The organism is Nonlabens antarcticus, from assembly GCF_015356755.1.
GTDB lineage: Bacteria > Bacteroidota > Bacteroidia > Flavobacteriales > Flavobacteriaceae > Nonlabens > Nonlabens antarcticus.
On the sequence record NZ_JADFCO010000064.1, the window covers coordinates 247,789 to 272,507 of the forward strand.

The 24,719-nt window shown below is 37.7% G+C and carries 19 protein-coding genes; 5 read left to right on the forward strand and 14 right to left on the reverse strand.

The genetic code is table 11. From position 1 onward, the window contains the following. Positions 1-43 precede the first annotated feature (43 nt). A complete protein-coding gene (locus IQ282_RS07220; protein ID WP_194851178.1) occupies positions 44-1,276 on the forward strand; it encodes an NAD(P)-dependent oxidoreductase in 1,233 nt (410 codons plus the stop codon). A 508-nt stretch (positions 1,277-1,784) separates the two neighbouring features. Here IQ282_RS07220 and IQ282_RS07225 read toward each other — a convergent pair. After that, entirely contained in the window at positions 1,785-5,060 is a 3,276-nt protein-coding gene (locus IQ282_RS07225) for a S41 family peptidase (protein WP_194851179.1), read from the reverse strand. 317 nt (positions 5,061-5,377) lie between these two features. Next, entirely contained in the window at positions 5,378-6,067 is a 690-nt protein-coding gene (locus tag IQ282_RS07230) for a T9SS type A sorting domain-containing protein (protein WP_194851180.1), read from the reverse strand. Between the two features lie 436 nt (positions 6,068-6,503). Here IQ282_RS07230 and IQ282_RS07235 point away from each other — a divergent pair, with 436 nt between their 5' ends. Then, positions 6,504-8,747 (forward strand): tetratricopeptide repeat-containing hybrid sensor histidine kinase/response regulator, encoded by a 2,244-nt coding sequence (locus IQ282_RS07235; RefSeq protein WP_194851181.1) that lies wholly within the window; start codon positions 6,504-6,506, stop codon positions 8,745-8,747. Positions 8,748-9,651: 904 nt separating this feature from the next. Here the strand turns inward: IQ282_RS07235 and IQ282_RS07240 are convergent. From IQ282_RS07240 to IQ282_RS07260, 5 genes are all read right to left on the reverse strand, one after another. Further along, entirely contained in the window at positions 9,652-10,341 is a 690-nt protein-coding gene (locus tag IQ282_RS07240) for a hypothetical protein (RefSeq protein WP_194851182.1), read from the reverse strand. Positions 10,342-10,695: 354 nt separating this feature from the next. After that, on the reverse strand, positions 10,696-11,517 hold the full coding sequence (gene kdsA, locus IQ282_RS07245) for a 3-deoxy-8-phosphooctulonate synthase (RefSeq protein ID WP_194851183.1): 822 nt from the start codon (positions 11,515-11,517) through the stop codon (positions 10,696-10,698). Between the two features lie 41 nt (positions 11,518-11,558). Continuing rightward, positions 11,559-11,876, reverse strand: coding sequence for a rhodanese-like domain-containing protein (locus IQ282_RS07250; protein ID WP_194851184.1), 318 nt, complete (start codon positions 11,874-11,876; stop codon positions 11,559-11,561). 11 nt (positions 11,877-11,887) lie between these two features. Further along, positions 11,888-13,285, reverse strand: a complete 1,398-nt coding sequence (locus IQ282_RS07255) for an MBL fold metallo-hydrolase (RefSeq protein ID WP_194851185.1) — start codon at positions 13,283-13,285, stop codon at positions 11,888-11,890. A 311-nt stretch (positions 13,286-13,596) separates the two neighbouring features. Beyond that, on the reverse strand, positions 13,597-14,070 hold the full coding sequence (locus tag IQ282_RS07260; protein WP_194851186.1) for a TlpA family protein disulfide reductase: 474 nt from the start codon (positions 14,068-14,070) through the stop codon (positions 13,597-13,599). 680 nt (positions 14,071-14,750) lie between these two features. On the opposite strand from IQ282_RS07260, the gene IQ282_RS07265 reads away from it, so the two are divergent. Continuing rightward, positions 14,751-15,521 (forward strand): membrane metalloprotease, encoded by a 771-nt coding sequence (locus tag IQ282_RS07265; protein ID WP_194851187.1) that lies wholly within the window; start codon positions 14,751-14,753, stop codon positions 15,519-15,521. Positions 15,522-15,525: 4 nt separating this feature from the next. Here the strand turns inward: IQ282_RS07265 and IQ282_RS07270 are convergent, their stop codons facing one another. The 5 genes from IQ282_RS07270 to IQ282_RS07290 form a co-directional block, all read right to left on the reverse strand. After that, positions 15,526-15,993, reverse strand: a complete 468-nt coding sequence (locus tag IQ282_RS07270; protein WP_194851188.1) for a hypothetical protein — start codon at positions 15,991-15,993, stop codon at positions 15,526-15,528. Between the two features lie 214 nt (positions 15,994-16,207). Then, positions 16,208-17,098, reverse strand: coding sequence for a bifunctional 5,10-methylenetetrahydrofolate dehydrogenase/5,10-methenyltetrahydrofolate cyclohydrolase (locus IQ282_RS07275; RefSeq protein WP_194851189.1), 891 nt, complete (start codon positions 17,096-17,098; stop codon positions 16,208-16,210). Between the two features lie 77 nt (positions 17,099-17,175). Beyond that, positions 17,176-17,565: a four helix bundle protein gene (locus IQ282_RS07280; RefSeq protein ID WP_194851190.1), complete on the reverse strand. Its 390-nt coding sequence runs from the start codon at positions 17,563-17,565 to the stop codon at positions 17,176-17,178. 151 nt (positions 17,566-17,716) lie between these two features. Beyond that, positions 17,717-19,045 carry a signal recognition particle protein gene (gene ffh, locus IQ282_RS07285; RefSeq protein WP_194851191.1) on the reverse strand — a complete coding sequence of 443 codons (1,329 nt, stop codon included), beginning with the start codon at positions 19,043-19,045 and terminating at the stop codon, positions 17,717-17,719. A gap of 264 nt (positions 19,046-19,309) precedes the next feature. Further along, positions 19,310-19,816, reverse strand: coding sequence for a WG repeat-containing protein (locus IQ282_RS07290; protein WP_194851192.1), 507 nt, complete (start codon positions 19,814-19,816; stop codon positions 19,310-19,312). A 392-nt stretch (positions 19,817-20,208) separates the two neighbouring features. Between IQ282_RS07290 and IQ282_RS07295 the strand changes: the two genes are divergently transcribed. Beyond that, positions 20,209-20,586: a PH domain-containing protein gene (locus IQ282_RS07295; RefSeq protein WP_194851193.1), complete on the forward strand. Its 378-nt coding sequence runs from the start codon at positions 20,209-20,211 to the stop codon at positions 20,584-20,586. A gap of 326 nt (positions 20,587-20,912) precedes the next feature. On the opposite strand, the gene IQ282_RS07300 is transcribed toward IQ282_RS07295, so the two are convergent. Further along, positions 20,913-21,344: an FKBP-type peptidyl-prolyl cis-trans isomerase gene (locus IQ282_RS07300; protein WP_194851194.1), complete on the reverse strand. Its 432-nt coding sequence runs from the start codon at positions 21,342-21,344 to the stop codon at positions 20,913-20,915. Between the two features lie 414 nt (positions 21,345-21,758). After that, complete coding sequence (locus IQ282_RS07305; protein ID WP_194851195.1) at positions 21,759-22,517, reverse strand: bestrophin-like domain; 759 nt, start codon at positions 22,515-22,517, stop codon at positions 21,759-21,761. Between the two features lie 360 nt (positions 22,518-22,877). Here IQ282_RS07305 and typA point away from each other — a divergent pair, with 360 nt between their 5' ends. Beyond that, entirely contained in the window at positions 22,878-24,683 is a 1,806-nt protein-coding gene (typA, locus tag IQ282_RS07310) for a translational GTPase TypA (RefSeq protein ID WP_194851196.1), read from the forward strand. Positions 24,684-24,719 lie beyond the last annotated feature (36 nt).

Consider the following 24,719-nt stretch of genomic DNA (forward strand, 5'->3'; position numbering starts at 1 on the left):
GCAGCATCTCAATCCTTATCTTGCTAGTCTTTAAATGACCATTATGAAATTTGCCTTGATCCAGGAACGCAAGAATCCCCCTGACCGCCGTGTCGTTTTATCACCATTGCAGGCAGCTGGATTTGAGTCCGCTTTCGCGAAAGCGGAATTACTAGTAGAATCCTCACCTATAAGAATATTTGAAGACGCTTCTTATAGCAATGAAGGACTCACAGTAACAGCCGACGTTTCTCACGCTGATGTCATGATAGGCGTGAAGGAGGTTCCAGTCAATGCATTAATACCAGAAAAGAAATACTTTTTCTTCTCACACACCATTAAAAAACAACCCTACAACCGCGACCTACTGCGTGCTATTTTAGATCGGAAAATTGAACTCTACGATCATGAAACAATAGTGGATGAGAACAATAGCAGGCTTATAGGCTTTGGCCGTTATGCAGGTCTAGTAGGCGCATATAATGCATTCAGAGCATTGGGACTGCGAGATGAACTGTTTCAATTGCCTAAAGTAAACGATCTTGCCGACTTTGAATCAGTCAAAAAAGAGTTGCTAAAAATTAAGGCTGAGCTGCCACCCATTAACATAATTGCTACGGGAACTGGTAAGGTCGCAGGAGGAATCCGTGAGATACTTGAGGTTTTAGAAATACATGAACTGACACCTAAAGAATTTTTACAGTTAGCCCATTTCAAAAATGAACAGACGGTATTCACGCAATTAGATGTGGAAGATTATTACGTTAGAAAAGATGGCCTAAAACCCACAAAAACAGAATGCTATAATAATCCTGAACTGTTAGAATCTGACTTTAAAAAGTTTTCTGCGGTTGGAGATTTATTAATTACAGGTCATTTTTATGGTGATGGTGCACCTTACTTTTTTACAAAAGAAGATATTAAATCTGATCAATTCAATATTTCATTAGTAGCAGATGTTAGTTGTGACATTGATGGACCTATAGCTTGTACGATTAGATCTTCTACGATTGAAAACCCGCTGTATGGCTACGATCCAATGACCGAAAAGGAAGTTGCGTTTAAAACACCAAGGTCTATTACAGTCATGGCAGTGGACAACTTGCCTTGTGAATTGCCTAAGGATGCGAGCGAGGGATTTGGTGAGATGTTTCTAGAACACGTGTTCCCAGCTTTTTTCAACAATGATGCAGACGGTATTTTAGAAAGAGCAAGAATGACCACTCCAGAAGGAACACTTACACCACGATTTTCCTATTTAGAAGACTATGTAAACGAGGCGAAAACCAAGTTTTAAGAAGTGTTTTTTCAGTCCTAAACAAAAATCAAAACGAAAATCAAACTTCAAACTCCTCCAAAAAATTCATGTAGTTTTCTAAAATCTAAATCTGATTTGTTTCTCTTTTGAGAAAATGTCAAAAACAATTGGGAGTGCAAGAGTGAGCTAAATTAAAAGGGAAATCAAAATCAACTAGTTTCATCCGTTTTATGTGAGTTTATAAGGGCTTGTTTCTTTACTGGAGAAATGCCGAAGGCAATGTGGTCTTTACAAGAATGAATGTCCATAGTCAAAATCAAACTCAAACACAAAACCCATCATGAGAAGTTATCTGGTTTTCTGATATCTAAATCTTATTTGTTTCTCTTTTAGGGAAAATGTCAAAGAGAATAGGATTGTGTAAGAGTGAATTATTCTATCAATATTAATCTATAAATCACTATAAACCTTCAGCAGATTTAGTTTCTCCCCTAGAAAAATACAGAAGGCAATGAGGGCTTTATTTCCCTTCCAACTCATAAAATAATTAGTTGTCATTTTCATAGCCTGCAGCACGTTTCCATCTTACTGGAGCTTTAGGTTCAGGTTTCATTTTGAATTCTTGGGTTTTAAGTAATTCTAGCGCTTCTTGGACAGCTCGCTCTAATTGTGGATCTTGACCATTAATGGTCATACCTGGCGTTTGAATCACCTCGATATCTGGAGCGATTCCTTCTCCTTCCACAGCCCATTCTCCATTAAGGTCATAAAAACCACCACGTGGTGCAACCATACGCCCACCATCAATGAATGGAGGAGTATCCCATGTTCCAACAAGGCCACCCCAGGTTCTAGTTCCCACAAGCGGTCCTAATTTTTGTTGCTTGAACATATACGGCAGTAAATCACCGCCAGAACCGGCGCGCTCGTTAATGATCATCACTTTGGGACCATAAATCCCAGCCATAGGTGTCGTCCAGGGTCTATTATCGTTTGCCTTGCTGTTGAAATAACCAAAAGGTTCTCTCTTTAAAATATCAATGATATAATCTGCTGCGCTACCACCACCATTATTTCTCTCGTCTAGAATTACCCCTTTTTTATCCTGCTGACTAAACAGATATCTATTGAAAGAGGTAAAGCCGGGTTCGCTGGTATTTGGGATATAAACGTAAGCCAGTTTTCCGTCAGATAATTCATCCACTTTGCGGCGGTTTCCTTCAACCCAATCAATATATCGCAGACCACGCTCACTAGATACTGGCTTAACAAGTGCTTTTCTTGAATTGCTTCCATTTGGGGCGGCAGATACTTCTAGATAAATTTCTCTTCCAGCAGTCTGTTCCAGTAATTTATAAGGATTCATACTTCCATCTAGGGATTTACCATTGATCGCTATAATAAAGTCTCCCTCGTTCACATCAATTCCTGGCATTCCTAGCGGGCTGCTAGTATCTGGATTCCAACGCTCACCGTTATAAATTTTGGTTATCTGATAGCCGTTCTTCTCTTTCTTTAAATCTACACCCAGCAATCCTACAGGAATTCTTTTAGCATCTGGCAAATCGCCTCCAGATACATAAGAATGACCTATCGCAACTTCACCGCTCATAATGTCAACCACATAATTTAGGTCAGTTCTATGTCTTACATCTTGAATCCAGGGTGAATACCATTCGTATATTTTACCCCAAGGTGCTCCATGCACATTATCCACATAAAGGAAATCGCGCATGTATCGCCATCCTTCTTTGAAAATCTGTTCGTATTCCGCTCTAGGGTCTACATTCAGTTTTATCGCTATATCAAGCTTGCCATCACTCATTTTAACTGGTGTGGTAGTGGGGTTAATGGTGTAGCTGCTACCATAATTGATTAATGCAAACTTCCCATCATAGCTGGTTTCTAATCCTGTTATACCATCTGAAAATTCTTTTGCTTCTTGTTTCTTAGTATCATATAAATGCAACGTGAAACCTTCTTTGTTTTCTATGGATTCCATGACAAATACAAAACCCTCTGCAGCTTTAGCGAGTCCTGTGTAGTTCCTAGCAGGCAAGTCCATGGCAACAGTCCGGTCGTAAATCCCTACTTCGTCTATAGTTACCTTAATAGGTTTTTCTCCTTCCTTCTCCGCATCAAAGCCTTTATCTTCTCTCTCTTTTTGCTTTTCTTTTTTACCTTTTTTTATATCAGCAATGGTTTCTTCATCTGATTCTGGCAGGTTAGGAGCTTTTCCGTCTTTAGAAAGTACAATGGCGTATAAAGATCTCGTTGTAGATGGGTCAAACGAACTCATATCTAACCATCCAGATTTTAACCCATAATCAGTACTTGCGAGTGTGTAAAGATATTTTCCAGATTCATCCCATACTGGCGTAATGGCATCAGCCAGCGGATCCGTGAGTTGAATGCTCTTATTGGAATCTATGTTGTAAGCATAAATTGCTTTAAAATGACTTTTTTGCTGTTTTGCATAAGCGATCCATTTACTATCCGGCGACCATACCGGGTTCATAGATCGGTCAGGATGTGCATAGCTATCGGTATCTGCCATAATAGTTTTGCCGCTAGTAATGTTAGTTATCCAGATATTATAGTTTGTATCTGTGTACGCTAGGTTATTACCGTCTGGTGACCATTGAGGCCTGAAGTAAAAGGTGGGGTTTTCAATTTTTATGCTCCGCTGATTGTCTCCATACTGATCGGCGATAACCAATTCATACTCGCCGCTGGCGTCAGAAAACCAAGCTATTTTATCCCCTTTGGGAGACCACGCTGGAAAACGCTCTGCAGATCCACTAGAATTAGTCAAATTTCTCCAAGAGCCTTTTTCTTTAGGTACACTAAAAATTTCTCCGCGATGCTCAAATAAGGCCCGCATTCCATTGGGAGAAAGAGCGGAATTTGTAATGCTTCTTGCAGATACATCTTCCCAGCGCTCTCGGGAAGTGTTCAGGTCAGCATTTACGGTAATAGGAATAACCTGAGTTGTTCCAGTATTTGGATCAAGTAAGTTCAAATAACCGCCGTGTTCATAAACGATCTGGTTTTCGTCAGCATCCAGGCTTTTAACATCAAACTTTTTATGAAATGTGATTTGTTTTTCTTCTTTGGAAACTGGATTGTAAGACCATATATTGCTGGTGTAATCTCTCTCAGAAAGGAAATATAATTTACCATCATGCCACACAGGATCGAGGTGACGTTCCTTAGTAGGTTGAGTTGTGGTTTGAAGAGCGTTAGTTTTGAGATCTACAATCCAGATGGGCATTGCCTGGCCACCGCGGTAATTGCGCCATTCTGGATCCCAAGATGTGATAGGTGTATAAGCAACATATTTGCCATCTGGAGAAAGCTCTCCATAAGCAGCTCGCGTCAATTTCATAGCCTCTGGAAAAGAATCCTCTAATCCTATGGTGAAAAACCGAGTCGACTCTGTAGGTCGTCCTTCCCTATCTGAGCGGAACAATACTTTATTATCTGGAGTCCATCCGTTCACAAAATCGCCGGCAGGGTGATAAGTCAGCCGTTGTGGCGTTCCCCCTTGTGCGGGAATTACAAAAACATCTGTATTCCCATCATATTCACCTGTAAAAGCTATGTGTTTTCCATCCGGAGAAAAGTGCGGTACACTTTCATAACCTATATCACTGGTAAGTCGTTGCGCATCTCCACCGCTTATGGAAGATTTCCACAAGTCGTTTGCATAGACAAAAACGACTTGATCGCCATAAACGGTAGGCTGTCTAAGCAATCTCGTTCCTTGACCGAAGCTTAACGAGGTAAATAAAAGTACTAATATTACGATCAGAAATCTCATGAGGTTGATTTTTAGATACCTCTAAGATATTAAAAGCAGGTGGAATTAAAGTCCGCTTTCGCGAAAGCGGAATAGCATTAAATAATAAATACTAAAACAGACCTTTCGAAAATGATTCTTAGATCCAAATAGGACATTGCAACGAGCATTCCAACGTCAACTAAAGGCTGCGAATTTTTTGATAATAAAGCTGCGGTTAAAATGGAGTAGGTTAGCTAAAAGTAAGGATTCAGTTGAAATCAACAAATTTGAATCTAATTTGTATTGTCCTCGAAAGCATTAGGTTTGAAGCTTTAAAAATAACCGTTTAAGAAGATTTATTTTTTAATGATCTTCTTCAACAAACTCTTATTCGTTTGTACATCCATGATTTTCATCAAATACATACCTGAGCTAAAATTTGATAAATCAACACTGTTATTTTTAGTTTTAAGTAATGAACTTCCTAGTAGATCAAATACTTCAATTTGCAAGCTATTTTTATAATTGACTTCCACTAGAGAAGTAGTAGGATTGGGGAATACTTTAAGTGATAATTCATCAAAATCTGTACTGCTCAATGTTTGTTTCTCTACCGCTGTAACACCAAAAATACTTACCGGATTGTCAAATGTAAATTCAAATGATTTGATGTCAAGATCGATCGAACTCTCAAGGTTTATCCAATCAGAACCAGAGTCCATCACAACTAATTCTAGATCTGATTCTTTTAAATCATTCAACTCTGAATTCTGATAGTAAAATGTAATATTGCCTTGATAGTTTTCTAGAGGGTTAGATAGCTCAACCACATTACTAATGCTATGTGGACTCGATAATGGCGTGTTAATAACGGAAAAATTTGTAGGATTTGCAAGATTATAGTCAATGGATGGTCTTAATTCTATTCCATTTAAATAAAGCATTTTACCGCTGCTTATTGAAAGGGTACCACCTTCCATCACCGTGAAATCTTGAGCTGAAACAACACTGGCAAAAAGAACTATTAAAAATGTAATTTTATTCATGTTTCTAATTTAAGAGTGCGAACGACGAGCTCTGTATATTCCACGCAATAATAGATTTAATTGAGCTAAAAAACTAAAATAATCGTTGAATAGCGTGGTTCTAATTAATTATTATCTCAAATTATCCACTAACGGTTTATCTATATGAAATCATACGATTGTATAAAGCGATGAATCTATAAAACTGTAAGCATAAATCATCAACAAGCTGTTAACTCAGAAGTTAAGTGATTTTTAAAACACCTATGATGATAGACTTGGGAATAAGAGGTGAAGTTAAAATAATTGAAATTGATTTTTGTTTTACGCAAGGGAATTAGGTTTTAACTTTTTTCTGATACGATAAAACAAGATTATTATACGAATTATAATTTAGGAAAAACGTATTTTCATATTTCGCAGTAGCTCTAAAATCATCTAATTCTCGCTCTTCATTTTGAATTCTCTCCAATTCCACGCAAATAAATTCGGTATTACTGTTTTATTTTTAATGATGTTTTGTTCTGCATTTGGGCAAAAGAATACTAATTTCTATAATGCTGAGGAAAAAAAGTTGCAACAAGAACTAGTAAGTCTTTTAGATACAATAAGAGAAAAATATTACGGTCAAGATTTTGTATCTGCGATGGATCTGAGTCAAAAGGGCAGGGAGCTGAGCAATACCAAGAAATTCTACCATTACTACACATACATTTCAAGTAATTTGGGAAATGCATTGATCCAAATGGGAGATACATTGCAAGCGACCAAAATTTTTGAGGAGTCATTAGAGAAAGCAGAGATTTATCAAAAACTAGATGTTCTAGAAAAAGATAAACAAGAGGTTTTAACTACTTCTTATGTGGACATGGCTAATATTCTTGCTTTGACAGGAAATTATGAAGAAGCGATATTAAAGTACAAACAGGTATTGAAGATATCATCTGGCGCCGACTTACACACCCTTTTTGTAACTAATTACAATATAGCAGAATCGTATTTAGAATTAGGAATGCCAGATTTAGCCGAACCCTACGTTATGAAGTCGGAAAGGTTAGCTGAGAAGCTTAATTTTGATACCTACACTGCAAGTTCCCAATTACTATCTGGAAAATACTATCTGCTGATTAAAGATTATCAGGCTTCAACACCACGATTTGAAAAAGCCGTGAAATATGCAAAATCTGAAAATTATATTGAGGTGGTTATTGAGGGCTACTTGCATTGGTCAGAAGCCGAGGCTCAACTTGGAAACTATAAAAAAGCTTTAGAGCTTTCCAATAAATTAGACTCATTGAGAAAGGAAAAATTCAGCATCGATCGGGTTATTGCTATAGAAAATGCAAAAGCCGAATTTGAGGTGGCTGAAGCAAAACGAATTAGTGAGATAGTTAGGGAAAAAGCATTAAGAGAAAACACTCTTTTTTGGTCTGTAATTGCATTATCTATTTCTACAATCCTTATAATTCTTTTATTAATAGGTTTCTCACGAAGAAAAAAATTAAACAAAGATCTTGCAGAAAAGAACTTAGTTTATCTAGAGGAAAAACAAAAAAGTGATAGGTTATTAACAGCAAGAAATGCTTTGTTCTCGCGCATTAGTCACGAGCTTAGAACGCCTATGTATGGAATTGTAGGTATTTCTAATATCTTAATTGAAGATAAAGCCATTCGTGAGATACAAAAAGAGAATATAAGATCTTTAAAGTACAGCGCAGATTATTTGCTTTCATTAATTAATAACGTTTTGGAAATGAATAAACTTAATCGTTCTTCATATCTGTCCTTGACTCAAGAGGTATTTGACATAAGAGAATTATGTGATCATGCTGTGGAATCGGCTAAATATGTTTCTCTCGATCACAACAACGTATTTCACATTGAAATCGATAGAGATGTATCTAATAAGTATAGAGGGGATGCTGTGAAGCTTATGCAGGTATTAATAAATATACTGGGCAACTCTAATAAGTTTACTAAGGATGGTGAAATCGTCCTAAAAATCAATAAATTAAGATCCACTGGGCCTGTCGACCTTCTTGCATTTATGATGAGCGACACAGGTAAAGGTATCGCGTCGGGTAAATTAAATGACATTTTTGATGAAACAAAATTTATCAATCATAATGAAGAATTCGAAGGAACTGGTTTAGGCTTAGCCATCTCAAAAAAGATATTAGAACTACAGGATTCAAATCTTGTTATAAAAAGTGAACTGGGAAAAGGAACTACTGTAGAATTCAAACTTAAACTGGAATCAGTCAGGTTAGATTTGTCTGATATGAAGTTGATCGATGAAAATGTAATATCTAAAGACCTAACTGGTACATCCATACTGATTGTAGAGGATAATAAAATCAACCAATTAGTAACTAAAAAAATTATTGAAGGCTTTAATGGGAATTATGAAATAGCAGAATCTGGTTTAGAAGCTATTGAAATGACTCAGAAAAAAGAGTATGATCTTATCCTAATGGATATTAATATGCCACCGGGAATGGATGGGTTTGCAGCGGCACGAGAAATTAGAAAGTTCAATGTCGAGGTTCCAATAATTGCATTGACTGCAGTAGAGCAAATTGAAATCGAAAAGAGAATGAAAAACTCCTTGATAAATGACTATTTAATAAAACCTTTCAAGAGTGAAGAGTTTTTAGTGAAAATATCTAATTTCTTAAAGAGCCATGATACTGATCAATAGTCAGCTTTAATAGCATATGAATTATGTTTTATAGGAATTGAGCTTATTTATAGATCTAACAACTTTAGATCATAGATCAAAACACTATCTACATGCATGCCATCTGTAAAGCCTTTTTGCGCTATCACATCATCGCATGAGATCATTTGAGTTAAACATTTATTTCGCCAAAGCTTTATGATTGAAGTCTTATTTTGAAATAACAACAGTCGTGAAAAAACTTTTAAGATCTTAATCATGGTATAGTTACATTAATCCGTGTTCATTTTTGCGGACTGCTATGTGGTAGTGAGTAACAAAGTATTGAAAGGCTTTTCACATGGCTATTATCTTAGGATTTAATTTATATCAGGTTAAAGTGAGGGTGTCACGTTCTACCGAGGTATTAACGATCTGTCTTTAAGCTTAGATTATGCATGATTTTTCCGAAAGCCTATAACCCAAATCTTCGTTAGAGAACAGTACTATCGGAAAATTATTCAATGCTTGCGCATCACAATGTAAAGGTAATGAAGGTATTATCGATAGTGAATGTACTGATTATATGAACACTTATAAGGGGTTATAATAATAAGAACTACTCATATATCAATCTTCTTAGGAAGAGCCTTCTGCCTTTCGTCAGAGACCTTCTAGATGAGGATGATCATATCTAATCGGAAGATCCATAAAATCCTTCCTAGGTAATAGTGAATAAAAACTTTTACTACCGGGACAGTAAAAATTAAGACGGGTTGAATAAGAATCTAAGTATGTCTTAAAAAGAAAAAGATCTCAACGCAAACTATTAGTTTAAAAAATAATGTTGGACGTAGTCTTGATAGACTGATCTGCTCACAATTGCTAAACTAAAAATCCCGAAACAACTAAATGCTTCGGGATTTTGAATCAGTAAAAAGTTAATCTAATCATCCTCTTCTTTTGATTGTGATGGGGCTGACATTATCAACCATTTCTGCGCAGTACCATCATACATTAATTGTACCATTTCAAATGGTTTAACTGTGATGTCTTTATCAGTTAGAATTTGATTTGCTGCTATGGATTTGCTACTCTTCTTTTTGAGCTTAATGTTTCCTGATGTAGGATACAACCATGCTTGTGCCCCATCAAAGGATGCTTTAAAGCCTGTTATTTCCACTGATCTATTACTATCTCCATTACTTAACCTGATTACTGGACGACGTCCTCGTGGATCTCCCGGTAGAATAACGATACCTAAATCTAAATCATTAATTAATCCATCCTTTCCTCCTGAGTAGTTGTCACTTAAGTTACCTCCATTAGGCAATTCCGTTACTGCAGTTTCAACTTCTGGCAATTGAACCTTCAGTTTGTTACCTTCCAATACAATGTTTTCACTTATTTCAATAGGAATCACATTACCTTTTTCATCAACACCCATAATATATAAAACCGTTCCACTAGCTTGAAAGCCATCGACGGTTTTTTCTAAACTCCTAATGCGTAACGTTCCATTTACATCTAGGTTCGCAGTTGGTTTATTAGTGTTAACTCCAATTTGTGCGGTAGAAATTAATCCTACACATAGAATAAGGATTGAAGAAAGGGCTAAGGGGTATTTTTTTATCATAGTATCAAAAATAGCATAGTTCAGGATATAATTTTATTATGGAAGGCATTATCGATATACGACCGCTTAAGTTTACTTTTATCGATAAAATAGATCGCTCAGTGGCTTTCGTTTAGTAGAAAAGATGCCATGTAGTTTTAATATTGTATAAATAACCATATTTATAAATTAGAATTTAGTAGCTAAATTATCGCTAATGATTTAATAATAAGTAACTTATAAACAAGGAGTTTTTTAGCTTAAAGCTTAAACTGAGTCCTGATTAGACCAACTAAAAAATGATTGCAGTTATTTGTGAGTAAATTGACCTTAAGACCCAATATTAATACCAAGGAATCCATGAATTGAAATCATTTATCCAAATGCGGTGATAGTCTTGCGAATAGCAACCAGTCGCGTCATCAAACCTTCTAGATATTGAAGGTCCAGCATATTTGCACCATCACTTTTTGCATTCGCAGGATCAAAATGGGTTTCAATAAATAATCCATCAACGTGATTGACAATTCCTGCTCGAGCTATAGTTTCAATCATGTCTGGACGACCTCCAGTAACACCGCTGGATTGATTGGGCTGCTGTAAACTGTGGGTAACGTCAAGCACCGTAGGCGCATATTGACGCATGGTGGGAATACCTCTAAAGTCAACAATCATATCCTGATAACCGAACATGGTGCCGCGATCTGTAATCATCACTTGCTCATTTCCAGAGTCAGTAACTTTAAGGGCCGCATGCTTCATACTTTCCGGAGACATGAATTGGCCTTTTTTAAGGTTGACCACTTTGCCGGTTGCAGCTGCAGCAACTACAAGGTCGGTTTGACGCACTAAAAAAGCTGGGATTTGTAAAATATCTACATATTCCGCAGCCAAGGCCGCATCGCTCACCTCATGAATGTCTGTCACCGTAGGAATCTGAAAGGTCTCGCTCACCTTTCTCAAAATCTTCAAAGCCTTTTCATCTCCTATACCCGTAAAGCTATCAATGCGGCTGCGATTGGCTTTTTTAAAACTTCCTTTAAATACAAATGGAATTTTCAACTTATCTGTGATCTCAAGAATCCTTTCTGCTATTCTTAGCGCCATTTCTTCTCCCTCTATGGCGCATGGGCCAGATAGCAGAAAGAAATTATTAGCATCAATATGCTTGAGTTGTGGGATGTTTTTAAGTTGCATCAGGGAAAAGTTTGTGTATCGTTATGGAACTGAGTAACCGTTTAAATTTTATGAAAAATGGAACCATCCCATTTGCTAAATCCTTCGGTTAGGTTATGAGTGTGTTCAAAGCCCATTTGATTCATAATCTGACAGGCCTGCTGGCTGCGACTTCCAGAACGGCAATAGATGTAATATTTTTTAGACTTATCCATTTTTTCAAGAGCGGCCATGAATTCCTGCGGCTGGTGAATGTCGTGGTGAACGGCATTTTCAATCATTCCTTCCGCTACCTCGTCGTCTGTTCTTACATCTAGGATAACTGCATTAGGATCATTTTCAATTTCTTCTTTCCACTCAAAATTATTAAGATTTTTCATAACTCTTGTTTTTAATTATTTTGCATTAATGTATCTGGAGCAACCATTTTAATTGCACCATATCCACCCTCAATATTAACCATGTTTTTGATACCGTTAGCTTGTGCTATGCTTGAAAATATCACAGATCGATAACCACCGGCGCAATGAACGTGATAGGTGTTAGCAGCACTCAGGCTTTCCACATGCTCATGAACAGCATTTAGTGTTTTTAATGGAACATCTTGAAGGTGCGACTTTTCAAACTCTACAGGTTTTCTAACATCCAGCGGATTCTTAATCGATCCATCTTCAAGTCCTTTTACAAAATCTTCAGCATTCATATTCTCTATAGAGCTAATTTCAAAACCGGAATCTTTCCAAGATTCAAAACCACCTTTTAAATATCCATTGACGTTGTCATAACCCACTCTCGCTAGTCTAGTGACTGCTTCTTCCTCCCGATCCTCTGGAGTTACAAGGATTATTTTTTGATCTATATTAGTAATCAAAGCTCCTACCCATGGAGCAAATTGACCATCCAGACCAATGAACCATGACCCAGGAATGTGTCCAGCAGTAAATTCTTGTGGCGATCTTACATCTAGGACTAGATATTCAGAATCTTCTGCAAGAGTTTTGAAAGCATTAGCCTTGATACTTGTTAAACCGCGATGTAACACCTCATCAATACTGGAATTTACACCGCGATTCATCTGTACATTTTTCGGGAAATAGGCGGGCGGTGGTGCAATCCCAGTTGTAACCTCTTTAATAAATTCGTCTTTAGACAATTCAGGATTTAATGCGTAATTCGTTTTTTTCTGATTCCCCAAAGAATCACTAGTCTCGCTGCTCATGTTTTTTCCACACGCACTACCGGCGCCATGTGCTGGATAGACTTTAATATGATCGTCTAATGGCATAATCACATTGCGCAGGGAATCGTATAATAAACCAGCAAGATCTTGTGTGGACATATCACTTTTGGCTGCTAGATCTGGTCTTCCCACATCGCCTATAAATAAAGTGTCACCTGTAAAAAGCGCTTGTTCCTTTCCGTCACTATCCTTTAATAGATAACAGGAAGATTCTAGCGTGTGTCCAGGTGTGTGTAATAGGATAAGTGTAATGTCTCCTATTGAAAACTTTTCTAGATGTTCCGCTTTCGCGAAAGCGTAACTCGTTTGGGCATTAGGACCTATAACAATGGTAGCACCCGTTTTTTGAGCCAGATCAACGTGGCCTGAAACAAAATCTGCATGAAAATGAGTCAAAAATATATATTTAATGGTGACTCCGTCCTCATCTGCTCGATCAACGTATTGTTGAACTTCTCGCAAGGGGTCAATTACTACAGCCTCCTTTCTAGAAGAAATGTAGTAAGTTCCTTGTGCTAGACATTTAGTATAATATTGTTCTAAGACCATAGGACATTTTTATGCAAAAATACGATTTATCAATCTTACGACTGGTTTTGCCAGCTCGCTTTTCAAGTTCATTATCCAATTAAAACTAGCAGTTATAGGCATTTTAGTGTGGTTATTTTATAAGTACTGAGTATCATGAACATCACTTTCATTAATAGTTTTATGATCATCATGCTGATTCACTCCTGTTGATTCTAAAAGAATTAAGGGAGGTAATTTTTCAGAATGAGCAAGCTTTTCTTAAAGCGTTACAAAAACGATACTCACAGATTTGATCAAAGAAGAAGAGCATAAAAACGCTTTCGTTTCTGTTATAGAAACTTGTCCACCTCTTCTTCTAGTTCTCCTGCGGTAAATGCTTTATTATAAAATATTCTTTTGGTGCCTTTCTGGATTAAAGTAGCTGGAATGGTTCCATCCCAGTGCTGGTCAACCCTGGGAACCCATTCTGCCAAATAAGGATCGTCTAATAGTTTTACCTTAGATGTAATATTATATTTCTTCAAAAACGGATCTACTTGCGAGTCTATATATTGCGCATCATCAATAGACATAAGTATTACCTCTACATTATTGTTAGTGTCGATTTCTATAAAAACAGGAAGCTCATCGACACATGGAGCACACCAGGTTGCCCAAAAATTAATAACCTGTACTTTATCTGATGGAGGGTTTTCTATGAGATCTAATAAATATTCCCTATCGACAACTTCTGCTTTACTTACTTTTTTGTGACTGCATGAAATCAAGCAAGCGATGGAGAATAATAGAATGATTAGTTTCATAATAGAAATATACGGCAGCTTGCTTAGTTTCTATTAATGATTAACGAACCTTAGTAAAAAGATTAGCACTATTGCAAAATTTTGAAGCTTCAACGCCACTGTTTTACGCAAGTGTCTTAGTTACACGTTCCAGTATGCGGCACAGTTTGATGGATAAACCTTATTCCAGCCTTAGAAACTTATTTGTTTAAGTTTGGCACTCTCCATCGGATGAAAATTTTGTTAGGCTATAGCCTTACTCCATATAGATCGCAGGAATTGCAATTTCTTGGAACATGATAAAAAGTGACTTATTTCAAATATTTATTATTAATCGACGTACTAAAAGAATCATTAAAATTTTCCAGTGGCATTTTAAGGTGTTTTGCAATCCGCATGATGGGTATTTTCGTAGATGTAGTACCGATTAATTGATAGTACTATCTACAAACGCAGCAATTCTTTCCTGATCTAAGCGATGACTAAGTTGGTTTAGGTTCTCCTTTGCTTTTCTTTCAATTTTTTAAATAATGGAACGTTCTCTTTTGTGCGCTATCAGTTGAAAGTGGATAACTGGGTCAGCTGAATGATTGTTACACGATCAATAATGCGTGACAACCTTCCTTTTTTTTCTGGTAAGGAAACTGGTAAGGAAAGTTGACTAGAAAGATTTTAGGATTAATGATTATTAAATAAATACTATGAGAAAATATGGATTTTGGCTCGCAATCGCCTTTTTGATTGTAGGATGTGCCAGTGATGATTCTAACGATGTAGTGGACGGTCCTGGAAATAACGGTAATGCAAACCTGAGAAATACGGGTGACAGCGCAGAAGAACTCTTGCGCAGCGATAACTTTGATCAATTAGAAGTTGAATTGATTTATGTTAATGGTGCTCGTCCAGAAACTACTTCCATCAACAATTTAAAATCATTTCTGCAGGCACGACTCAATAAGCCTAATGGTATTAATATCGTGGAGCGCAATGTGACTAATGATGCCGGTGATGATTATTCCATTGAGGAAGTAAGTGATTTAGAAAATTCAAGCCGTACAAGTTTTTCAAGAGATCAAACCATAGCAGTAAGTGTGCTATTTGTGGATAAGCCTAACGATGGCGATGAAGGAAATTCTGTAGTTTTAGGAAGCGCTTATAGAAATACTTCCTTGGTAATTTATCAAAGTACCATAGAGAGATTTAGTCGATCTGTGAACCAGCCATCTCGAGTAGATCTGGAATCAACTGTTTATAATCATGAATTTGGACATTTATTAGGGTTGGTAAATCTGGGAACGCCTTTGCAAAGTCAACATGAGGATGCAGAAAACGACCGCCATTGCAATGTGGATGGCTGCTTGATGTTTTTCCAAATTAATGGAGGGAATATTCTGGACATGATGAACATGACTAGCATACCGCAACTCGATCCTCAATGCATTGCAGATTTGCAAGCGAATGGAGGTAAGTAGTGAATTAGATGTCGTTAGTAATCCTGCGTTGGTATATAATTGCTCCAGAACAGTCTTGATTTGGCTCACAGATTGGCGTCAAGATTAATTCACCTATCACGGTCAACTGGTATGTAAAACTAGGATTACCTGTGGCTACGTCTTGAAGTTCGGTTGCTGGTTTAAAAGATCCGTCACCTGAAGTTCTATAGCTTCTTATATTTAAATCCAATCTATCGTTGGCACTGGAATAATTTCCTGCTTCCTGATAAAGAAATCCTATTGATGAACCAGAGGTTGCATCAAATCCTTCACGACTGGAAAAATAGGAGCCATCACTTTTAAAAGATATTAGATCTAATTCAACAACATTATTGTCGGTCGATGATTTGACCCATTCTCCTTGAAGTTTTTGGTCTATTTGCAGATCATCATCACTGGAACAAGAAGTCGCTACAAATAATATGCAAGCGATAAGGTTCAGATATCTCATAAATTGGTTTATACAATAGATGCGCATTCCTGAAAAAGGTTGCGTGGAGAATCGGAATAATTTCAGGTTCAGACCTAAATGCCTGTGATTAAAAGATAGGTCCAGTTAATACCGTCTGCCATAGAAATGACAAGAAAGTTACGTGTGAGAATAAGTATTATGTAATATAAACTACAATTGAGTTCGCTTTCGCGAAAGCGAACTCATAAAGGTTTTAATTTTTATTAGATTCTCTGTGACGCTCCCTCGCGAGTAATGTGTTTTTCAATAACATCGCAATGGTCATAGGTCCGACGCCGCCGGGAACAGGCGTGATATAACTCGCTTTTTTAGATACATTTTCAAAATCAACATCACCGGTAATATAATAACCGCGCTCTTTAGAATCGTCGGGAACTCTAGTGATTCCCACGTCAATGATGACAACGTCATCCTTCACCATTTCGGCCTTTAGGAAACCGGGAACCCCCAATGCGGTAATAATAATATCAGCCTGGGAAGTGATCTGAGTGATGTTTTTAGTATGGCTGTGGGTTAAGGTAACCGTAGAATTTCCTGGAAAACCTCTCCTTCCCATTAAAATGCTCATGGGACGACCAACGATATGAGAACGACCGATAACTACGGTGTGTTTTCCTTGCGTATCCACACCATAACGATCCAGTAATTCCAAAATTCCAAACGGTGTGGCAGGAATAAATGTGCTCATATCCAGCGCCATCCGGCCAAAGTTAGTCGGGTGAAAACCATCCACATCTTTGTCTGGATCTACTGCCATTAATACTTTTTGGGTGTCAATTTGTTTAGGCAACGGCAGTTGGACAATAAAACCATCAATTTTAGGATCCTCGTTTAATTTCTTGATTTCACGCAGTAATTCTGTTTCGCTGGTCGTATTAGGCAAACGTACCATCGTACTTTCAAAACCTACCCGCTCACAAGCGCGAACCTTAGAACCTACGTAAGTCAAACTAGCACCATCATTGCCAACGATTACTGCTGCTAGATGAGGAACTTTCTCACCATTTGCCTTCATCTCATCAACAATGGATGTGATCTCGTTTTTGATGTCGTTACTGGTCTTTTTTCCGTCTAAGATGATCATTGTTGCTAAATTTAATTGCCAATTTATGAATTGCTGACGCAATTCGTGATTACTAATTCTTAATTACTTACGCCTTGTTAATCATATTTAAGTCCTTTGCGATCACTGTTCTTGAGGTATTTCATGAACCCTGATATCTGCGCTTTACATTCATCCATTTTCTTAGCAACATTTTCAAATTTGTCCTGCTCCATATATTTCCTGTCTAAACATCGATAAAGCTGGGATTTTGATTCTCCACAACTCGCTTTTGAAATACTTAAAAATTGGATAAATTCTTTATTTCCATCGCGATCAAAACCCTCTGCGATATTATCCATTATAGAGCCTGTTGAACGGTTTATCTGATTCCAAAGCCCGTAATCTTTCTGTAAGTCACTCAATAAATAAAGATCATACACATCATTACAAATTACCCTCGCACGTTGCCAAATTTCCAGATCTTCAAAAGATTTATAATGAGCCATAATTAGAGGTTACGTAATTAAAATCTGTAATCATTAAAAACAAATTTCGAAGCGATTAGCAATCAAGAATGGCAATTTTATTGAATAATCAATAATTGCGTCAGCAATTCAACAATCGGGAATTGAGCAAATGCGCTAAAAGCATTTGCTTTTAGCGCATTTTGCTCATCGCTTGCATCATGGCTTTTCCTTTTCCGCCTTGCATCATCTTCATCATTTTGCTCATCTGGTCAAATTGCTTGAGCAGTTGATTCACTTCAGTAACTGTTGTACCACTACCGCCTGCGATACGTTTCTTGCGGGAACCGTTAATCACTTGAGGTTGTGTGCGCTCTTGAATGGTCATCGAGTGAATAATGGCTTCAATACCTTTAAAGGCATCGTCGTCAATATCTACATCTTTCAACATTTTACCGGCACCAGGAATCATTCCCATCAGGTCTTTCATGTTCCCCATTTTCTTGATCTGCTGGATCTGGGATAGAAAGTCATCAAAACCGAATTGGTTTTTAGCAATCTTCTTGCTTAATTTCCTTGCTTCTTCCTCGTCAAACTGTTCCTGGGCGCGTTCCACAAGAGATACCACATCACCCATTCCCAGAATACGATCTGCCATACGTTCTGGGTAGAAGATGTCAATCGCTTCCATTTTCTCACCAGTTCCTATAAATTTTATAGGCTTATTCACCACAGACTTGATCGATAGCGCGGCACCACCACGAGTATCACCATCTAGTTTAGTAAGAACAACACCATCAAAATTAAGGCGCTCATTAAAAGCCTTAGCAGTATTCACGGCATCCTGACCCGTCATGGAATCCACGACAAATAAGGTTTCGTGCGGTTCAACTGCTGCGTGAACATCTGCAATTTCTTTCATCATCTGCTCATCAATCGCTAGACGACCGGCAGTATCTATAATTACGGCATTAAAACCGTTCTGTTTTGCATAAGCAATCGCAGCTTCAGAAATCTTTACAGGATCCTTTTCATCACGATTAGAAAATACTTCAACGCCTATTTGTTCTCCTACAACGTGCAGCTGGTCAATTGCAGCTGGACGATAAATATCACAAGCAACTAGAAGAGGCTTTTTATTCTTCTTGGTTTTGAGAAAATTAGCGAGCTTTCCAGAGAAGGTTGTCTTACCAGAACCTTGTAAACCAGACATAAGAATGATCGTGGGGTTTCCAGAAAGGTTAATACCTTCCACAGATCCTCCCATCAATTCTGTCAATTCATCCTTGACAATTTTAGTTAAGAGCTGTCCTGGTTTAAGCGTTGTAAGAACGCCTTGACCTATTGCTTTTTCTTTTGCTATGGCTGTAAATTCCTTAGCAATCTTATAATTTACATCAGCATCCACGAGGGCGCGACGTATTTCTTTTAGGGTGTCTGCAACGTTGACCTCAGTAATACTACCGTGACCTTTAAGGACGTGCATCGCCTTGTCCAGCTTATCTGTTAAATTATCAAACATATTCTATAGGCATTTTTGAAGATTGCAAAGATAGAATTTCGCCGCGTGGTCTTCAAGGTTTTATATTGTGAATTGATGCTCTATATTTGAATGAGTTCGCTTTCGCGAAAGCGGAATAGTCAGAAATTATCCTGCACATGATGAGGTTCATGAAATAGGATACCTACTCGCAGGAGGATGAAATTAATTATGCAAAAGAAACCGGCTAACATTGAATAGGCTAGGAGTTGACCGTTTGCTGCAAGCAGAATCTCTAGTTTAAAGTTATTCTATCTTTTTACCATCACAGTCAATCATCCAGCGATCGATGCCTTTAAAAACTTCTGCTTTACCTTCAAAAAATGGCATTGCTGCACTGTATTCGAACGGGACAATAATGTTATTCTCCTTATCAATGTAGCCCCATTTATCATTTTTTCTAACGCCTGCAAGACCACACTCACTAAAATGTGTTCCTTGACCGTACATGAACGGTATCACTAAAATACCTTTTGCATTAATGTATCCGTAGGTGTAAGAACCTCCCTCACGCACTCGAGCCATGCCGTTAAGGAAAGGGTAGGCCAGCGAGTATTGTAAGGGAATAACTACAGTTCCAGCCTTATTAATAAAGCCGTGTTTTCCCTGATATGAGACGCTGGCTAGACCGCTGTGCTTTTCCCAGTTGTGATCTTTATCTACATTTCCCAACAGCAATTCTCTGGATTGCGCATAAGAACTCAATGAAATAAACATTAAAAGAAGTGGCAATAGAGCGGCTTTGGTTTTCATAATTGCAGAATTGAATTATAAAAATACATTTTTTATTGCAGTTTTAAATTTTAGATGAGAACTAAAGGTCTGTACTATAGATAAATAATAGAGGTGTATGTAAGTTCGCTTACATAATTGGCGTTTTTTTTAGCAACCGCGATTTAGAGACAATATGCTAAGGATCTTTGCTACAACCTTCTGTTTTTTTATAATATTGATTCAAAGTTCGCAATCAATTCTATTCTCAGACAGTGGGATGAATAATTTACTCGATATTTTTACTCAAAAACAGCGTGGGTTTTTCGAGCACGACTATCTTAACTTTAGTGTAGCAATAAGAAAACTATGGTCGATGGGAACATGAACAAATCTTGAAAGGCACTACATAAACTAATAAATAACTTAAAAGAATGGGATTACTAGATAAATTAATGGGCAATGCCGGCGAGGTTGCTGCGGAAGAGTTAAAAAAGAATTACGGTCATTTATTAATTGACTCAGAAGAGATTGAGATGGGCTTTGTACTCTTCCGCGATGTGTTCATATTTACTACTCGCAGATTAATCCTGATCGACAAGCAAGGTTTTACAGGTAAAAAAATCGAAATCAAATCCATGCCCTATAAAAGCATTTCTAGATTTTCCCTAGAAACTGCTGGAACCTTCGATCTAGATGCAGAATTAAAGATTTGGATCTCTAGCGAAAACCTCCCCAGCGTCAGTAAGAAATTCTCTAAGGCCGTTGATATATACAAAGTGCAGAGATTGTTAGCTTCCAAAACCTGCTAATAATTTAGCGATCAACGCTTCAGGTCAAAGAAATGGGATCAATGTTAGCCAATTTTTGACCATGGGCGACCTCTGTTATCTACGGGAACACTCGTGATCTAATAAAAGCGATCTTGTTATGTGGAATTTAACGTAAAGCTGGATGCTATTTGAAATCGGAATTTGAGCAAAAGGTAACCATCGTAAAGAAAAAAGTCATTTGCCCTACGTCAGCAGGTTGAAAGCGCAGCTATCAACAAGCTGGTCATTTGTCAACTTTGAGCACAAAAAAAATGCCTTTTTGAACTCAATCAAAAAGGCATTTCTTAATTACTATTTACTTTATATTAGTTGATTCCAACTACTTCTAGTTCAAAAACTAGATCTTGTCCGGCAAGTGGGTGGTTTGCATCAACGATGATAAAGTCATCCTTAACATCTGCAACACGCAACTGACGCTCTGTCCCGTCAGGGTTTTGTGCCATTAGTCCCATTCCTACTTCTGGCTTAATTTCGGCTGGAAGTTGGTTTCTTTCTACTTTCTGAAACAATTCTTTTTGAACATCACCATAAGCTTCAGCCATTGGGATTTCCACAGTTTTCTTTTCATTAATCTTCATGTCGATCAATCCATTTTCAAAACCTGGGATCAATTGACCTTCTCCTAGCTTAGCCTCTAAAGGCTCTCTGTCTTCTGAAGTATCAAAAACACGACCGTCTTCCTTCAATTTTCCAGTGTAATGAACTTTTACTGTATCGTTTGCTTGTACTTGACTCATAATATTATGATTTTATATCAGTTGCAAAGGTAAAAACTTAAGATCCGTAGCAAAGTTTGAGCTGTGCTAATCTGTACAATTAAGAGAAACTTAACGAGTTAGGAGATTTGTAATAGGTATTGCGTTAGATAATTTTCAGAGAAGGAATTATGAGTACCGCTTTCAAGTTTTATATCGTCCAAAATGCAATAAAGGCGACAGGTAAATCCATTGAAATTCTCCTAAAATAATTTCAATAATAGTTAAAACGTACCGCGAGACTCTTCTTTGCACAAGACTATGAATTAGCAATACTTAAATAAATCAGAGTTGTGTGTAGTGGGATGTTTCAATCTATTTATAAAGACTATCGTGTAACATTTCAATCAGCAACTTTGAATCGAGGATTCAATATTAAATAGAGTTAGAATACAATCATTTCAGCGCTTCCATGCTGTCCTGTTTCACGGCAATCATCCCACGTCTAGGACGGTCGAGATCGATGATGACAAATATCATGAGAGAGATTAAGAAGCCCATGATAATAGCGGGAACCCTAGGGTTGCGTTTGCCCAGACCACTAACATATCCTGTGAGGACGCTGGCAAAAATAAATATTACAAACATCAGGTAATAAATAGTTGCAGGCACAGATCGTTGCAAGATATCGTTACGCTTTCCCTGAGCATCGATCATGTCATTTACAGAGGTTACAAAATATCCCGTCGTTACAGGATTTGGAGCTTTTTCCGCAGCTCTTATTCCCACGCGCCATATCTGGCTTTGGAGGTCGCTAGTTCGATCCAGTTGCTGCTTTCTTATTTTCTCGTCGGTAACATCCGTTTTTACACTTTCAACTCTATGATCTATATAAAGGGACATCAAGGAATCAGCGGCGCGATCGTCTGGACCAGGTAATAACTCCGTTCGCAACATGGTAGTCCCTATGGCATTAGCCTCAGCTACTTCAGCCGCTGCCCGGTTATCGTATCTAGCTACAGACATACTAAAGGTAAAACCTATTATTAAGGCCAGCATACCGATGATCCCACCTTGAATGGAAGACGATTGGGATTTTGCGTCCTCGTCAGTTTTTCGTTCAAATTTTTCACCAAAATAAATTCCTATTTCGTTGGCAAGAATGATGGCAATAAATAAACCGATGGCAATGACGGCGCTGTTGATGTCGTACATGTGAATGTTTTTGGAAGGCAATTTAGAATTGGCTCTCTTTCTTTTCTATGAACAAAATGTTAATTGGTAGTAGATAGGTATAAGTCATCCCGCCGCAGGGCGGGATCGGCTTTAAGATGTCAGTACTATCAAAGAACTCTATATCTTAGATAGTTGGTGAATGGAGAGGTTTCCGCTTTCGCGAAAGCGAACTCAAAATCAGTCCTATAAACAATCGGGCATAATTAGAGTTTAATCGAAATACCCACTATCATTCAATCTGATTATCAAATAAATACATTAAACTTCGTTTTAACGCTTCAAAGGATTATAAATAAATAAATAAAACTACTTTTGCAGCCGCTAAGAAGCGCTATTTATATGAAAGATATTAGAAACATTGCGATTATTGCTCACGTTGACCACGGGAAAACGACACTGGTAGACAAGATTTTACACCACTGTGAGACGTTCCGAGAGAACGAATCAACCGGAGATTTAATTCTTGACAATAACGACATTGAACGCGAACGCGGGATTACAATCCTTGCTAAAAACGTTTCAGTGATGTACAAGGGAACTAAAATTAACATTATCGATACACCTGGTCACGCCGATTTTGGTGGGGAAGTAGAACGTGTATTGAACATGGCTGACGGTGTTCTGTTGCTAGTGGATGCTTTTGAAGGTCCTATGCCACAGACGCGTTTTGTATTGCAGAAAGCGATCGATCTAGGTTTAAAACCTTGTATAGTTATAAATAAAGTTGATAAGGATAATTGTACTCCTGATGAAGTGCATGAGTCGGTTTTTGACTTGATGTTTGAATTAGGTGCGGAAGAATGGCAACTTGATTTCCCTACCGTTTATGGTAGTGCAAAAAATAACTGGATGTCTGACGACTGGAAAGTTATTACTGAAAACATTGAGCCATTACTAGATATGGTTATCGAGCATGTTCCTGCTCCTAAAGTAGAACAAGGAACGACTCAAATGTTGATTACTTCTCTAGATTTCTCTAACTATACGGGTCGTATCGCGATAGGTCGTGTAAAGAGAGGTTCTATTAAAGAAGGACAGAATGTGACCTTATGTAAACGTGATGGTTCACAAACTAAAACTAAAGTCAAAGAGGTTTATGTCTTTGACGGAATGGGGAAAGCCAAAACAGATGAGGTGATGGCTGGAGATATTTGTGCGATTGTAGGATTAGAAGGTTTTGAAATAGGCGATTCTGTTGCTGATATCGAGAATCCAGAAGCTATGGAAACGATTGCTATCGATGAGCCTACAATGAGTATGTTGTTCACGATCAACGATTCACCTTTCTTTGGTAAGGATGGTAAATTTGTGACTTCACGTCACATTAAGGATCGTTTACATAAGGAATTAGAAAAGAACCTGGCGCTACAAGTTCACGAGACTGGAAGTGCTGAGAAGTTCATGGTTTATGGACGTGGGGTATTGCACCTTTCTGTATTAATTGAAACGATGCGTCGTGAAGGTTATGAATTGCAAATAGGACAACCGCAGGTAATTATCAAAGAAATTGATGGTGTGAAATGCGAGCCTATTGAAGAGCTTAGCATCGACTTGCCAGAAAACGTCAGCGGAAAGGCGGTTGAAATGGTTTCCTTGAGAAAGGGCGAAATGACAAGTATGGCACCTAAAGGTGAGCGTATGTTGATCCAATTCAGAATGCCATCTCGTGGAATTATAGGATTGAGAAATCAATTGATAACGGCTACTGCTGGTGAGGCGATTATGAATCACCGTTTTGTAGGATTTGAACCTTATAAAGGTGAGATTCAAGGACGTATCAACGGTTCTATGATTTCAATGGAGAAAGGAACAGCGATTCCTTATTCTATGGATAAACTTCAGGATCGTGGTAAATTCTTTATTCACCCAGGTGAGGAGATTTATGGCGGACAAGTGGTAGGTGAAAACTCAAGACCAGATGATCTTGCGATTAACCTGACTAAAACTAAAAAGCTTTCTAACGTTCGTAGTTCAGGAACTGATGATAAAGTTAAGATTGCACCACCGGTGAAATTCACCCTTGAAGAAGCTCTAGAATACATCCAGAAAGATGAATATGTAGAGGTAACTCCGCATTTCTTGAGATTGCGTAAAGTATTTCTTGATGAAAACGAACGCAAACGTAGAGGTAAAGAACTAGGATAGATACTAGAAGGTGATTATACATAATCATTCAACTAG